Origin of the sequence: Bordetella genomosp. 10, assembly GCF_002261225.1 — a bacterium.
Lineage (GTDB): Bacteria > Pseudomonadota > Gammaproteobacteria > Burkholderiales > Burkholderiaceae_B > Bordetella_C.
In genome coordinates this window covers 1,934,357-1,948,557 of the sequence record NZ_NEVM01000005.1, presented here as the reverse complement: position 1 = coordinate 1,948,557, position 14,201 = coordinate 1,934,357, and the positions used below count along the sequence as shown (strand labels likewise).

Genomic DNA, 14,201 nt, shown 5'->3' with positions numbered 1-14,201 from the left:
TTGACGGGTAGGGGAGCGGCGTGCATCGGCCTCACTGTTTGCCCGCCCAGGGAACGTACCAGCGCTGCAGGCCGACCAGGAACAGGTCCAGCAGATAACCGGTCACGCCCAGGATGAGGATGCCGATCAGCACCACGTCGGTGCGCAGGTAGGATCCCGCGTTGACGATCATCCAACCCACGCCCGAGGTCGAGGCCACCAGCTCCGCCGCCACCAGCGAGGTCCAGCCTATGCCGATGGACAGGCGGATCGTGGTGAAGAGGTCGGCGGCGCAATGCGGGAACACCACGCGCCAGAACACCTGCCGCCGCGTCAGGCCCAGCGTTCGCGCAACGCGGACGTAGCCCTGCGCGACGCCTTGGACGGCGGCGGCCGCGCCCACCAGGATATTGAGAAAAGTCGAAATGAAGATGAGGAAGAACTTCGATCCCTCGTCTATACCCAGCCACACGATGGCCAGGGGAATCAGGGCGATCTTGGGCAGCGGCCGCAGGAATTGCACAAAAGGATCGAGGACGGCTGCCAGCGTGGCGTTCAGTCCCATCGACAGGCCCAGCGGCACGCCGATGGCGACCGATAGGGCGAAGGCCGACAGCGCGCGAGCCAGGCTGATGCCGATGTGCCGCCAAAGGGGAATCTGCCCATAGCCGTTGCGCCAGAGGTCGGCCCAGGTGGACAGCAGTTCGGAAGGCGGCGGCAGGAACAAGGTGTCTACCCAGCCTCGGCTGCCGGCGAGTTGCCATAGCGCCAGCACCGCCACGACGGCGGCGGTGCTGACCGACAAGCGGTAAGCGCGTCGATTCCGCCGCATCATCGTGGCGCGGATTCCATTCCGGCGTCGCTGCCGCGTAGTCCTCTGCGCATGCGGGCGCCCGTCCGTTTCAGCGCGCGGCGCCGGCGGGGGCGTCCGCGGCCTGTTGCAGCCGCAGCGCCAGCTTCAGATAGGCCGGGTTGATGGCGTCTGAAAACGAGGCGGGGATGTCCTGCTTGCGGATCTGGTCGATGCTGCCGAGGAATTCCGCCGTCTTGCGTGCGGCGCCGGCCAGCACGGTCTGGTCGGGATGGCTGCCGTCGCCGAACCAGGCGGGTTGCAATTGCTCGGCGATGGTCGGATAGTTGTTGCCGTCGATGGATTCACGCACCGCCTGCGGCGTCGATCCCAATTCCTTGGCGATGGCCTCGGCGACGCCCGTGGGGTCCTTGCGATAGTTCCGGACTTCCTGCTCCAGCACCACCAGCAGCTTGGCGACCAGTTCCGGATGCTGCCGCCCGAAGGCGCGCGAGACCGACAGGCCGTTGAAGATCAGGTAGCCGTCCTTCTTCAGATCCCGGGTGTAGAAGATGGCGTGGCCGCCATTTTGTTCCAGCGTCGAGTTGAACGGCGCCCATACGTAGCCGGCATCCACGTCGCCGCGCCGCCAGGCGGCCACCAGTTCGTCGGGCTTGAGCGGAACGAAGCGGATCTTCGAGCGATCGATATGATTCAGCGCGATCGCGGTGTCCAGCGCATATTGGGCGGTCGAGTTGGCCGGGTAGCCCACGGTGTGGCCGGCCAGGTCGTTCAGCGTATCGATGTTCTTGCTTTGCCGCGCCACCAGCCGTTCGTAGGTGGCGATGTCGGCCGAAATGCCCACCAGTTCGATCGGCAGCTTGCGCACGATCGCCGAGATCGTCGGGCTGGAGCCGAAGTTGGCGATGTCGATGCTGTTGCTCGCGAACAGGTTGAGCACGTCCGCGCCCGTTCCGAATTGCACCCATTTGACCGGCACGCCCAGGGCTTTTTCCAGCGAGCCATCGACCTTGGCGTTGACGATCAACTGCGCGCCGCCGCTATAGGCGATGCGGACTTCCTTGGGCAGCGGTTCGGCTGAGTGGGCTGGCGTGGCGATGGCGGCGACGCCGGCAAGTAGCAGGGTGCGGAACAAGGCTTTCATGAGAACACCGGTGACTAGGACGGGCGCTCATCTTAGGGATGGCCTTGGCGATCGAAAACGATTTGATAGTGATATGGAAATCACATGGCGCCAGGCCGCTTGCGCCGGACCGGGGCGTCCCGGTCCGGCGTGGGCGGCGCCTCGCCGCTACGCCTTCTGGCGCAGCGAGGCGGCGAACTCCGAGCGGGCGCGGTGCGCCAGCAGCGTCACCGTCACGTCCAGCACCGGCGTGGGGACGCCCGCCATGCGTCCGAGATCCTGCACCGCCCGCAACTGGGCGTCGATTTCCATGGCGCGGCCGGCCAGCAGGTCCTGCAACATGGACGGCGGATGACGGTGGGCGCCGCTGGAACGGATCTGCGCGTCCAGGTCGAAGCCCGCGTCGATGCCATGGGCGGCCGCCACCGCGTTGGCCTCCGTGCCCAACTGGCGCCAGAGTTCGCGCATGTCGTCCTGGGCGAAGATTTCCGGCGCGGTCGACACGGTCAGCGCGCAGGTCAGGGAGCTGGGCACGTTCAGGACCAGCTTGGCCCAGATGTCGCGGCGGATCTGCTGGCTGGCGCCGGCGCCGGGCAGGCCGCGCTGCAAGGCCGACACCACCGCCGCCAGGCGCGGCGATGCGCTGTTGTCGGGTTCGCCGATGACGAAGGTATTGACGGTGCTGGTGCTGCGCACCACGCCCGGCGCGGCCAGTTCGTTGGGCGACCGGATGACGCAGCCCAGCGCGCGTTCCGCGCTGACGTGGCGCCACAACTGCCCTTCGGGATCGAGACGGGGCAGGCGCGCCGCCGCGGCCCCACCGTTGCCATCGGCGGGCAGGCCGTGGAAATACCACCAGGGGATGCCGTTGAGCGCGAACACCACCGGGGTGTCCGGCTTCAGCAGCGTGGCCAGGCCGGCCGCGGCCGGTCCCAGCGATTGCGCTTTCAGGGTGGAGATGACCAGGTCCTGCGGACCGAGCTCGGCGGGGTCGTCGCTGGCCGCCACCGGGACGGTGAAGTCCGCGTCCGGCGCGATCAGGCGCAGGCCCTGGGCGCGGATGGCCGCCAGATGCGGGCCGCGCGCCACCACGGAAACGTCCAGGCCGGCCCGCGCCAGGCGGGCCGCCATATGGCCGCCGACCGCGCCGGCGCCGTAGATACAGATTTTCTTCATAAGCTGTCGTACATCAGGCCAGAAAGGGACAAGGGAGGCAGGGCAGGCGGCGCCGCTCGCGGCGCGGCGAACCGCAGCGCATCATCGACCCTGGCGCGCGGTTTGTCCACGCCCCGGCTCATTCGGCGCCCATTCGCCGCTTATTCGGCGCTTATTCGCCGTCCACCGGTTGCGGCATCGGCACGTCCAGTTGCCCGGACCACTTGGCCAGCGACGCGACGATGCCCGGCGCCAGCGCGATGCCTTCCTCCGCCTGCCGGCGGGCCGTGGCCACGCCTTTCTGGCCGGGCACGCGCACGGCTTCGACGCCGGGGCGCGGCGGATTGTCGCGGCAGGCCTGGGCGATGTGCTCCATCTGTTGCTCGAAAGCCCGCAGGCCGCCGAACGCCTCCGGGTCGATGACCTGGAGATAGACGGTATTGGCCATCGGGCCGTTGTCCTGCGCGCGGCCCTGGTCGGACAGGCCGGCCGTCAGGCCTTCCGCCAGCAGCGCCAGCCCGTAGCCCTTGTGGCCGGCGTCCAGTCCGCCCAAGGGCAGCAGGCTGCCGGGCCGGGGGCCGCCGATGACGGCGGGATCGTCGCTGGGGTTGCCGTCCGCGTCCAGCAGGAACTTGCCGGGCAGCTTCCTGCCCTCGCGCGCCAGCTTCTTCACCATGTTGTTGGTGGTGATGGACGCCGAGATATCGACCAGGATGGGATCGGTCGCCGCGGGCAGGCCGATGGCGATGGGGTTGGGGGAGAAGACCGGCTTGCGGCCGCCGAAGGGCGCGACGCTGGTGGCGCTGGGCGCCGACGACACCAGGTGCAGCACCACGCCGCGCGCCGTCGCGCGTCGCAGATAGGTCGCCAGGCTGCCGATGTGGTGGCTGTTCTTGATCACCACCGTGCCGGTGCCATAGGCCGCGGCGCGTTCGATGGCGCTGTCCAGGGCGCGCAGGACCAGCCAGGGTCCGGGCAGGCGCTTGCCGTCCCAGATTTCGACGGCCGGCCGCTTGGAGACCACCTCCGGGTCGCCTTGCACCCGCATATGGCCTTTTTGCACGTGTTCCAGATATGGGTCGAGCAGGTTCAGGCCATGCGTGGGGCTGCCCATCAGGTCGGCTTCCACCAGGATTTCGGCCACGGCGGCGGCCTTGTCCGCCGGCATGCCGGCTTTTTCCAGCAGGGCGCGCGCATGGGCGGTCAGCGCGCCGGCTGCGTAGCGGGGAGGGTGGGACGTCGTCATGCGGTGTTCCTTCGATGCGGTGATTCTTTCGTGTTGCCGGCCAGGCGGCAGGGACCCAGGGGGGCCCCGGGCAGCGCGGCGCGGCCCGGGGCGCCCCAGGCCGATCAGCGGCCGCGCTTCGGCGAACGGGCGTTGCGTCCGATCCAATCCAGGATCAGGTCCGCCACCTGCAGGTTGTTCTTGTCCTGCATCATCATATGGGAATTGCCGTGGATGCCCAGGGCCGGCAGGCTCATCAACTGTCCCTTGCCGCCCGCCGCGTTCAGGGCGTCGATGAAGGCGTGGCAGGCCTTCAGGCGCGGCGCCCAGCGCGGGAATTCCTCGACGTGGTCGCCGAAGACGACCAGGATGGGAATGCCGGTCAAGGCCTTGACGTCTTCGGGCTTGGGGCATTCGCCCGGCTCCACCGACACGATGGCGGCGATGCCCTTGCTGTTCATCGCGGCGGTCTGGAAGGGATAGATGCCGGACTGCGAGTGGCTCAGCAGCACCGTGCCGTCCAGCTTGATGGCCAGCTTGGACAGGTTCGCCACCGTGGGGTTGGGCGTCGGCAGGGCGCCCAGCCAGTCGGGGACCATCTGCTGCCACAGCTCGGCCTGGGCCTGCACGGGAAACTGCGTGTCCTTGAAGGCTTCCGGGTAGCGCGGGCCGAAACGGAATATCGCCCAGGCCGCTTCGTGCCCCGCGGCGAAGAGATCCGGCAGCGAACTGGGCGGCGCCTTGCCCAGCTTCACCGCGTTGATGGCGGAAATGTCGGTGGCGGAGCGGCCTCGGCCGGACTGGTCGATGACATAGGTCGCATAGCCCTTGCGCAGGAAGTACTCGTCCCAGCCCATGCGGCCGTCGGGCGTGGTTTCCCACGTCATGCCGGTCAGGCAGCAGCCGTGGATCAGCGTGATGGGATAGCGCTTCGCGCGCTCCGGGATCTGGTAGCGCACGTACATCTGGTCCACGGTGACCGTGCCGTGCGCATCGTATTTCGGCGACAGCGACAGCGTGTCGGACGTGACGTCGCGCCCGCCGATGAAGAAGCTGCCTTGCGAGGACAGGGTCAGGGGGCCCGTCGGCGTTTTCGGCATTTTGGGTGGCGCGGCGTCGGCGGCGTGGAACAGGACGCTGGCGGCGGCCGCGCAAAGGGCGGCCAGGATACGGCGTATCGGCATGATGTCTCCTCGATGTTCTTGTTGATGGCGCCGCCGCGGGACGGGCGTCCCCTGGGGGAAGGGGACGCGCCTGCGAGGACCCGGTCGATGATAGATCATCGGCCATCGCGCGTGTAACCGCCGCGTGTAACCGTTCTGCCTTCGTGGCGCGGCGACGGACGCGATGTCCCCGGCCGAAGGCATGGAATAATTGGCGCCGGTGGTCGAGGCTTTCCGTATTCACGTACCGGACTATTTGCTGAACATATGAAAAATATCGAGATCCGATGGATGGCGGCCGCGGGCGCGGTCTGTTTCGCCATGACGGCGCAATCCTTTGCCGCCGACGCCGGCGCCGCGAATGGCGGCGTGGTCGCCAAGGCCGGTTCGCTGGAAGTGCAGCGCGGCGAAGTCGAGAGCATGCTCAAGACGCTGCCGCCGCAGACGCGCGCGGAAATCAAGGCCAACCCGGGCGCCGCCGAGCGCCTGGTGCGCTCGCAGTTGGCGGACAAGGCGCTGTTGCAGGAAGCCATGGGCAAGAAGTGGGACCAGCGTCCCGAGGTCAAGGCGCAGATCGAGGCCGCCACCCGGGAAATCGTGTTCCGCAACTACCTGGCCTCCGTCACCGCCGTGCCCGCCGACTATCCGTCGGACAAGGAGCTGCAGGCCGTCTACGACCAGACCAAGAGCCAGATGGTGAAGCCCGCCTTGTATCGCGTGGCGCAGATCTTCATTCCCGGCCCGGCGAACAATGCCAATGCCGTGACGCAGGCGCGCAAGCAGGCCGCCGACGTCGCCAAGCAGGCGCAGGCGCCGAAGGCCGACTTCGCCGGCCTCATGTCCAAATACTCGAAAGACCCGTCCGCCGCGAACGGCGGCGACACCGGCCTGATCCCGCTGGGCCAGTTGCTGCCTGAAATGCGTCCCGTCGTCGCCAAGCTGAAGCAGGGCGAGGTCTCGGCGCCGGTGCAGTCGGCGCAGGGCTTCCATATCCTGAAGCTGGTCGCCATGACGCCGCAGTCGACGCCGACCTTGGCCGAAGTGCGCGACAGCCTGCGCAACGCCATGCGGCAGAAGCGCCAGCAGGAAGCCGCGGCCGCCTACCTGCGGGGCCTGCTCGACAAGCAGACCGTAACGGTCGACGGCCCGGCCTTGAACGCGGCGGTGAACAGCGCCGTCAGGTAGGCCTGGCGTTTCCCGTCCCCGCTTCCCGTTTGCCGGACTTCGGCGTCGCCGAGGCCCGGCTGTGGCGGCGGCGATACCAATGCGGCTGCTCCGCCGCGACGTTCGACGCCAGGTCGGGCGTCCGCTCGTTCTCCAGCTTCTGGAACAGCTCCGTCAGGAAGTCGATGAACAGGCGCACGCGCGGCAGGCGCCGCTGGCTGTGGCGGTAGAGGAGATTGATCGGGGGCGCCTGGCGGGTCTGCCAGTCCATCAGGACGGGTTCCAACAGGCCCCGCCGCAAGGGCTCCCGGATCGACAGGTCGGTGAAGCGGGCCACGCCTTGCCCGGCGATCACGGCATCCAGGATCACATCGCGGTGGCTGCTGACCAGCCAGCCGTTGACCGCCACCGCTTCGGTCTGCCCGTCGCGCTCGTGTTCCCAGTAATCGATGACCGTCCCTTCGTGGTCCCGGAACAGCAGGCAGGGATGATTCTGCAGGTCGCGCGGCGATTCGGGCACGCCATGCTGCTTCCAGTAGCCGGGCGCGGCGCAGACCAGCAGGCGCGTGTCGGCCAGGTGCCGGTGGACCATGCCCGCCTGCTTGGGCCAGCCATAGAGGACCAGGACTTCCGCCGTGCTGGCTTCCGGCGCCGTGACCCGGTCGACGTTGCGCACGTCGATGTGGATGTCGGGGTATTGCGCATGGAAGTCGGGGAGGGCGGGCAGGATGGAATGCTGCGACAGGATGGGCGAGGTACCCAGCACCAGCGTGCCGCGCGGCCGCTGCACCCCGCCGCGCACGGCTTCGTCGGCCGACGCGAGCTGTTCCAGCAGCGGGTGGCAGGCATCCAGGTAGTTGACCCCATCCGCCGTGAGCGTCAGCCCGTGCACGGTGCGGTCGAACAGCGCGACCCCCAGACTTTTCTCCAGGGCACCGATCAGCCGCGCCACCGCGGGCACGCTGACGTCCAGTTCCCGGGCGGCCGCGGTGAAACTGCGTTCATGGGCCGCGGCGATGAAGTACTGCAGGGCGCGCAGTTTATCCACTTAGGGTTTTCTCTAGGCAAGTCCGGCGTATTAACTAAAAGTTAAAGCCGATTTTATCCACCTGAGCATTCCTTGTAACCCGTACCCTCCCTAAGCTTCTCCTCACGCAACATCCACGGAGAGCGCAGCGTGATCACCATAGGTAGCGACATAGGAGGCACGTTCACCGATTTCGTCGAGGTGAACGAGGCGGACGGCAATGTGCGAGTCTACAAGACGTTGACCACCCCCGACGATCCGTCGCGCGCCATCGAGGAGGGCGTCGACGCGCTGACGGCCGGCCGCGCGGGCGCCGCGGCGCTGGACGTGATGGTGCACGGCACAACGCTGGTGATCAACGCGGTGATCGAACGCAAGGGCGCCAGGACCGGCCTGATCACGACCCGGGGTTTCCGCGACGTGCTGGAGATCGGCCGCGAGAAGCGCTTCGATGCCTACGACCTGCAGATCGAGTTTCCCGTGCCGCTGGTGCCGCGCTATCTGCGCATGGAGGTGGACGAGCGCCTGCATGCCTCGGGCGCCGTCATTACGCCGTTGGACGAGGACAGCGTGCGCCGGGCCGTCCAGGCGCTGAAGGACGAGGGCTGCGAATCGCTGGCGGTCTGCCTGCTGCACGCCTACCGCAATCCGGCGCACGAACGGCGCATCCGCGAAATCGCGCAGGCGATGATGCCGGGCTGCCCCGTCAGCCTGTCCAGCGACGTGCTGCCCGAGATGAAGGAATACGAGCGCACGACCACCACGGCGGTCAACGCCTACGCCAAGCCGGTGGCGTCGCGCTACCTCTCCCGGTTGCAGGACAGGCTGCGCGACCGGGGCTTCAAGGGCGAAATGCTGATGATGATGTCCAGCGGCGGCATCAACTCGGTCGACTTCGCCCGCGAGTTTCCGGTGCAGATCATCGAATCGGGGCCCGCCGCCGGCACCCTGGGCGCGGCGCATTTCGCGCGCCTGGCCAACCTGGACAAGGTCCTGGCGTTCGACATGGGCGGCACCACGGCCAAGCTGGCCCTGGTCGAGCAGGGCCAGGCGACGCTGACCAACGATTTCGAAGTGGCGCACGTGCACCGCTTCAAGCCGGGCAGCGGCATCCCCGTGCGCATCTCGGTGGTGGACCTGATCGAGATCGGCGCGGGCGGGGGCAGCATCGCGCGGCGCACGCCGGTGGGAACATTGCAAGTCGGTCCGCAGAGCGCGTCGGCGGTGCCGGGGCCCGCCTGCTACGGCCAGGGCGGGATGGATCCGACGGTGTCCGACGCCGACCTGGTGCTGGGCTACCTGGATCCAAGCCATTTCCTGGGTGGCCGCATGGCCCTGGACCAGGCCGCCGCCGAACGGGCCATCCATGCCGCGCTGGCCGAGCCGCTGGGCATTTCGGTCGAGGAAGCCGCCTTCGGCGTGCATGCGATCGTCAACGAAAACATGGCGTCCGCGGCGAAGGCCTACGTCAGCGAAAAGGGCGAGAACCCCAAGTCCTGCGCCCTGGTCGCCTTCGGCGGCGCGGGGCCGGTGCATGCCTGCGATCTCGCTGCCCGCCTCGGCGTGCGGACCGTGCTGATCCCGCCGCGCGCGGGCGTGGCGGCGGCGTTCGGCATGATCGTCGCCCCCGTGATGTACGCCGCCGTGCGCTCGCGGCGCACGCTCTTCAAGGACCTGTCCGCGGAAAAACTGGACGCGGTGTTCGCCGAGATGTTCGAGGAGTGCCGGGCGCGCCTGCCGGGCACCGTCGATCCGGCGCAGGTCGCCTACGAATACAGCGTGGACATGCGCTACCTGGGCCAGGGCTACGACGTGACGGCCGCCTTTTCCCGGGACGGCGACCATGCGGCGCAGCTCGCCGCGATGCGGGCGTCCTTCGAAAGCACCTACCGGCGCCTGTACGGCCGGATATTCACGGACCTGCCGCTGGAGGTCATGAACTTCCGCGTGACCGCCAGCGCCGCCCGCCACGTGGCCTCGGCCGCGTCGGACGCCGGCCGGGCCAAGGGCGACGGCAAGATCGGCACCCGCCGGGCGTTCTGCACGCGCACGCGCAAATGGATGGAATTCGCGGTGCACCGGCGCGCCGACGTCGCGCCGGACCTGCCTTTCTCCGGGCCCGCCATCGTCGAGGAAAACGAATCGACCACCGTCGTGCCCAGCGGCGCGCGGATCCGGGTCGATACCCACGGCAGCCTGATCGTCGAACTTTCACAGTAAGAGGAACGGACCATGACGTCGCAACACCAGATCGACCCCGTCACGCTCGAAATGCTCTGGCGCCGGTTGATATCCATCGTCGGCGAACTGGGCTCCACCTTGCGCCGCACCTCGTTTTCAACGGTGGTCAGGGACATCGGCGACTTCGGCTGCGCCGTCTTCGACGCCGAGGCGCGCCTGCTGGCGCAGACGCCGGCCAGCACGCCGGGGCTGTGCGGGCCGCTGGGCACGATGCTGCGCCACATCCTGGCGCGCTACCCCAAGGGCAGCTTCCAGGAAAACGACGTGTTCATCGGCAACGATCCCTGGGCCGGCAGCGGCCACCACAACGACATCACCATCATGGTGCCGGTGTTCTTCCAGGGAACGCACATCGCCTATGTGGTGACCTGCTGCCATCACGTCGATATCGGCGGCCGCCGCGCCACGACGGAAAGCCGCGACAACTACGAGGAAGGCCTGCGCATCCCCATGCTCAAGTACTACCGCGCGGGCGTCCTGAACGAGGACGTGCAAGCCTTCATCGCGTCCAACGTGCGCTCGCACGAAACCGTGCTGGGCGACCTGCAGGCCCAGGTGTCGGCCTGCCACGTCGGCGGCGAGCGCCTGGGCGACATCTGCGCCGAAATGGACTGGCCCGATCTGCAGGGCCTGTCCGACGAGATCGTGGCGCGCAGCGAAATCGTGACGCGCGAGGAGATCAACCGGCTCAAGCCGGGCGTCTACCGGCACGAGGCGAAGCTCGATATCGTGGGCGGCGACACGGTAACCATCAAGACCGCGGTCACGATCGGCGACGGCCGCATCGTCGTGGATTTCTCCGGATCGTCGCCGCAGGTCAAGCCCGCCATCAACTGCACGCTGGCCTACACCTCCGCCTATACCTACTTCGGCGTGCTGTGCATGCTGAACCTGCCGGTGTCCATCAACGAGGGCAGCCTGCGGCCGATTACCGTCGTCGCGGAAGAGGGCAGCGTGCTCAATTGCAAGTTTCCCGCGCCGGTGTTCGGCCGCACCGCGATCGGCACCTTCCTGCCCGACCTGGTGTACCTGGCCGTCGCGCCCGGCGCCTCGGACCGGATCTGCGCCAGCGCGGGGGCGACGCCGATGTGGGGCCAGTACATGTTCGGCAAGCGCCGCGACGGGGAGAACTTCGCGCCCTTCAACGTCTCCAGCGGCGGCCTGGGCGCGCGCGCGGACAAGGATGGGGTTTCCTGCCTGGCCTTCCCCTACAACGTCGGCAACACGCCGGTGGAAGTCATCGAGAGCGAAGTGCCCATGATCGTCGAGGAGCGCGCGCTTTGGGTGGATTCCGCCGGGCCGGGGAAATTCCGCGGCGGCTTCGGCCAGAAATACGTGCTGCGCCTGCTCGACGGCGATCTCGGACCGGTGGGCGACGTGCTGGCGAGCTTTCGCGGCGGGCGCTTCATCTATCCGCCGGAGGGCGTGCTGGGCGGCGGCAGCGCGCCGCGCGCCTTCCTGTCGATACGCGGGGTCAGCGAGGACGCGGGCAGGCAGGTGACGCTGCGGGCCGGCGACCGCATCGCCAGCCACATTCCCGGCGGGGGCGGCTACGGCGACCCCAGGGAACGCAGCCCGGCGCGCATCGCGGAGGATTTGAAGAACGGGCTGATCACGCCCGAGCATGCAAGAGAGCGCTACGGGTACGCGGCATGAACCCAGGCGCTTGAACGAGTCCGGGCCCGGCAACGGGCCCGTTTGCGCTTGCGCGTCACGCGCCGGCATCGAACAGCAAGGGGAATAGTCAAATGAAGAGCTTGTCTGGCAGGTGTTTTCTCTCCGCCGCCGCGGCCGTCCTGGCCGTCGCGGCGGCAACGCAGGTGCGCGCGGCGTATCCGGATCATCCGATCAAGCTGATCGTGCCCTTTACCGCCGCCGGCACCGTGGACATGGTGGGACGTGCCTTGGCGGAAAAGCTTTCCGCCAAGCTGGGCCAGCCCGTCATCGTCGACAACAAGGCCGGCGCCACGGGGCAGATCGGATCCAGCGAGGTCGCCCGCGCCGACCCGGACGGCTACACCTTGCTGTTGATGTCGGCCACGGTGCACACGGTCTCGCCCAATCTGAAGCAGCATTTCCCCTTCGATCCCATCGACGGCTTCACGCCCATTTCCGAGGTGGTGTCGTTTCCGTACGTGATGGTGGTGTCGGCCACCAGCCCCTACAAGACCGTCGCGGACCTGGTCGCCGCGGCCCGCGCCAAGCCGAACGCGATCTCCTACGGATCCTTCGGACCGGGCAGCGGTCCGCACCTGATCAGCGAACTGTTCGCGCTCTCCACCGGCACCAAGCTGCTGCACGTGCCCTACAAGGGCGCCGCGCCCGCGCTGACCGATGTGATGGGAGGCCAGATCACCTTCTTCATCGACTCCCTGCCTTCGCCGCTGGGGCAGATCAGGGGCGGCAAGCTGCGCCCGCTGGCGGTGACGACCCTGCAGCGTTCGCCGACCGTCCCCGACGTGCCGACCATGTCGGAGACCATCCCCGGCTTCGAGGCGATCGCCTGGCTGGGCGTCGCCGCGCCGCCCAAGACGCCGCGGCCCATCGTGACGAAGCTGTACCAGGCCCTGGCGGAAATCTCCAAGGACCAGGCCTATGGGGACAAGCTGCGCGCCATTGGCCTGGAGCCGGTCGTCAGCGCCAGTCCCGAGGCGTTCCGCACCTGGCTGATCGCGCAGAAGCAGTATTGGGGCGACGTGGTCCGCAAGGCCCACATCCCCATGATCGATTGAAGCGCCCCGATTTCGCGCAACAGATTTCGCGCAACATAAAGGAAGGAGAGCAGACGCAATGAACCAGGCAGCCCCGACAGCCGATCTTCGCGCACGGCCAGGCAAGCGATACCGGATGCTGATAGACGGCGTCCGGGTCGACGCCGCCGACGGCGGGACCTTCGACAGCATCGACCCCTATACCGGCCAAGGCTGGGCCAGCGCGCCGGCGGCCACGGCCGAAGACGTGGACCGCGCGGTCGGCGCCGCCCGGCGGGCCTTCGAAAGCGGCGAATGGGCCAAGGGGACGCCGGCCTATCGCGCGCGGCTGCTGCGCAAGCTCGGGCAGTTGATCGAGGGCGACGTCCAGGAACTGGCCAACGTGCAGGTCCTGGAGAACGGCAAGCTCATCCGCGAGGTCCTGGGCCAGACCCGCGCGCTCGCCGCGTACTGCTATTACTTCGCCGGCGCGGCCGAGATGATGCATGGGGAGACGGTGCCCTTGAGCATCCCGGACATGTTCAACTACACGGTGCGCGAGCCCCTGGGCGTCGTCGCCGCGATCACGCCCTGGAATAGCCCGCTGTCCCTGCTTTTCTGGAAACTGTGCCCGGCGCTGGCGGCCGGCAACACGGTGGTGGTCAAGCCGTCGGAGATCACGCCGATTTCCACCTTGCTGCTGGCCGAGATGTTCGAGGCGGCGGGATTCCCGCCCGGGGTCGTCAACGTCGTCACCGGCGACGGCGCCGTGGGGGCGGCCCTGGCCGGCCATCCCGGGGTCGACAAGATCGCCTTCACCGGCTCCACCTCGGTGGGCAAGAAGATCGCGCACGCCGCCGCCGACCGCCTGGCCCGCGTTTCGCTGGAGCTGGGCGGCAAGTCGCCCAACGTCATCTTCGACGACGCCGACCTGGACGGCGCGGTGAACGGCGTGCTGGCCGGCATCTTCGCCGCCACGGGGCAGACCTGCCTGGCCGGTTCGCGCGCCTTGCTGCATGCCGGCATCTACGACGCGTTCGTGGAGCGCCTGGTCGCGCGCACGCGCGCCATCAAGGTCGGCGACCCGCTGGACCCCGATACCGAGATGGGCACGCTCGCGTGCCGCGCCCAGTTCGACAAGACGCGGCACTGGATCGCGGTGGCGCTGGAGGAGGGCGCGGTGCTGCTGCACGGCGGCGGTCCGCCTGCCGATCCCGCGCTGTCGCGCGGATTCTTCATCATGCCGACCATCTTCGGCGGCGTGCGCAACGACATGCGGATCGCCCAGGAAGAGGTCTTCGGGCCTGTCCTGTGCCTGATCCGGTTCGACGACGAGGAAGAGGCCGTGCGCATCGCCAACGACACCCGTTATGGCCTGGCGGCCGGCGTCTGGACCCGCGACGTCAAGCGCGCCCACCGCATGGCCGCGCGGCTGCGCGCGGGCACCGTGTGGGTCAACACCTACCGGCGCACGAACTGGGCCACGCCTTTCGGCGGCATGAAGGAAAGCGGCATGGGCAGGGAGAACGGCCTGCACGCCATCTACGAATTCACCGAGACGAAGAGCGTCTGGATCGACACGGGGGCCGGGATCAAGGATCCCTTCAATCCGCGCGCCTGAAC

The 14,201-nt window shown here is 68.2% G+C and carries 11 protein-coding genes; 5 read left to right on the top strand and 6 right to left on the bottom strand.

Features of this window, described 5'->3' with window-relative positions; all coding sequences use genetic code 11:
* Positions 1-31: 31 nt before the first annotated feature.
* From CAL29_RS24780 to CAL29_RS24760, 5 genes are all read right to left on the bottom strand, one after another.
* Positions 32-784 carry an ABC transporter permease gene (locus tag CAL29_RS24780; RefSeq protein WP_256977731.1) on the bottom strand — a complete coding sequence of 251 codons (753 nt, stop codon included), beginning with the start codon at positions 782-784 and terminating at the stop codon, positions 32-34.
* 97 nt (positions 785-881) lie between these two features.
* Positions 882-1,934 (bottom strand): taurine ABC transporter substrate-binding protein, encoded by a 1,053-nt coding sequence (locus tag CAL29_RS24775; RefSeq protein ID WP_094855589.1) that lies wholly within the window; start codon positions 1,932-1,934, stop codon positions 882-884.
* 147 nt (positions 1,935-2,081) lie between these two features.
* A complete protein-coding gene (locus CAL29_RS24770) occupies positions 2,082-3,089 on the bottom strand; it encodes a ketopantoate reductase family protein (protein WP_094855588.1) in 1,008 nt (335 codons plus the stop codon).
* 151 nt (positions 3,090-3,240) lie between these two features.
* Positions 3,241-4,314: an Ldh family oxidoreductase gene (locus tag CAL29_RS24765; RefSeq protein WP_094855587.1), complete on the bottom strand. Its 1,074-nt coding sequence runs from the start codon at positions 4,312-4,314 to the stop codon at positions 3,241-3,243.
* A 104-nt stretch (positions 4,315-4,418) separates the two neighbouring features.
* Positions 4,419-5,477, bottom strand: coding sequence for an esterase (locus CAL29_RS24760; RefSeq protein ID WP_094855586.1), 1,059 nt, complete (start codon positions 5,475-5,477; stop codon positions 4,419-4,421).
* Between the two features lie 246 nt (positions 5,478-5,723).
* Here CAL29_RS24760 and CAL29_RS24755 point away from each other — a divergent pair, with 246 nt between their 5' ends.
* Positions 5,724-6,641, top strand: coding sequence for a peptidylprolyl isomerase (locus tag CAL29_RS24755; RefSeq protein WP_094855585.1), 918 nt, complete (start codon positions 5,724-5,726; stop codon positions 6,639-6,641).
* On the opposite strand, the gene CAL29_RS24750 is transcribed toward CAL29_RS24755, so the two are convergent.
* The gene (locus CAL29_RS24750) at positions 6,634-7,668 is read right to left on the bottom strand and encodes a LysR family transcriptional regulator (RefSeq protein WP_094855584.1); all 1,035 of its coding nucleotides are present in this window, start codon (positions 7,666-7,668) and stop codon (positions 6,634-6,636) included. The genes CAL29_RS24755 and CAL29_RS24750 overlap by 8 nt on opposite strands.
* A 129-nt stretch (positions 7,669-7,797) precedes the next feature.
* On the opposite strand from CAL29_RS24750, the gene CAL29_RS24745 reads away from it, so the two are divergent.
* The 4 genes from CAL29_RS24745 to CAL29_RS24730 all read left to right on the top strand — a co-directional run bounded on the left by CAL29_RS24745 (position 7,798) and on the right by CAL29_RS24730 (position 14,199).
* Positions 7,798-9,867: a hydantoinase/oxoprolinase family protein gene (locus CAL29_RS24745; protein WP_094855583.1), complete on the top strand. Its 2,070-nt coding sequence runs from the start codon at positions 7,798-7,800 to the stop codon at positions 9,865-9,867.
* A gap of 12 nt (positions 9,868-9,879) precedes the next feature.
* Complete coding sequence (locus CAL29_RS24740; RefSeq protein WP_094855582.1) at positions 9,880-11,544, top strand: hydantoinase B/oxoprolinase family protein; 1,665 nt, start codon at positions 9,880-9,882, stop codon at positions 11,542-11,544.
* Between the two features lie 92 nt (positions 11,545-11,636).
* A complete protein-coding gene (locus tag CAL29_RS24735; RefSeq protein WP_094855581.1) occupies positions 11,637-12,620 on the top strand; it encodes a Bug family tripartite tricarboxylate transporter substrate binding protein in 984 nt (327 codons plus the stop codon).
* Between the two features lie 58 nt (positions 12,621-12,678).
* The gene (locus tag CAL29_RS24730; protein ID WP_094855580.1) at positions 12,679-14,199 is read left to right on the top strand and encodes an aldehyde dehydrogenase; all 1,521 of its coding nucleotides are present in this window, start codon (positions 12,679-12,681) and stop codon (positions 14,197-14,199) included.
* Positions 14,200-14,201: the final 2 nt, after the last annotated feature.

Coding starts and splice junctions, on each gene's coding strand:
- CAL29_RS24765 (WP_094855587.1), bottom strand. CDS start 4,314: ATGACGACGTCCCACCCTCCCCGCTACGCAGCCGGCGCGCTGACCGCC.
- CAL29_RS24775 (WP_094855589.1), bottom strand. CDS start 1,934: ATGAAAGCCTTGTTCCGCACCCTGCTACTTGCCGGCGTCGCCGCCATC.
- CAL29_RS24735 (WP_094855581.1), top strand. CDS start 11,637: ATGAAGAGCTTGTCTGGCAGGTGTTTTCTCTCCGCCGCCGCGGCCGTC.
- CAL29_RS24760 (WP_094855586.1), bottom strand. CDS start 5,477: ATGCCGATACGCCGTATCCTGGCCGCCCTTTGCGCGGCCGCCGCCAGC.
- CAL29_RS24770 (WP_094855588.1), bottom strand. CDS start 3,089: ATGAAGAAAATCTGTATCTACGGCGCCGGCGCGGTCGGCGGCCATATG.
- CAL29_RS24730 (WP_094855580.1), top strand. CDS start 12,679: ATGAACCAGGCAGCCCCGACAGCCGATCTTCGCGCACGGCCAGGCAAG.
- CAL29_RS24740 (WP_094855582.1), top strand. CDS start 9,880: ATGACGTCGCAACACCAGATCGACCCCGTCACGCTCGAAATGCTCTGG.
- CAL29_RS24755 (WP_094855585.1), top strand. CDS start 5,724: ATGAAAAATATCGAGATCCGATGGATGGCGGCCGCGGGCGCGGTCTGT.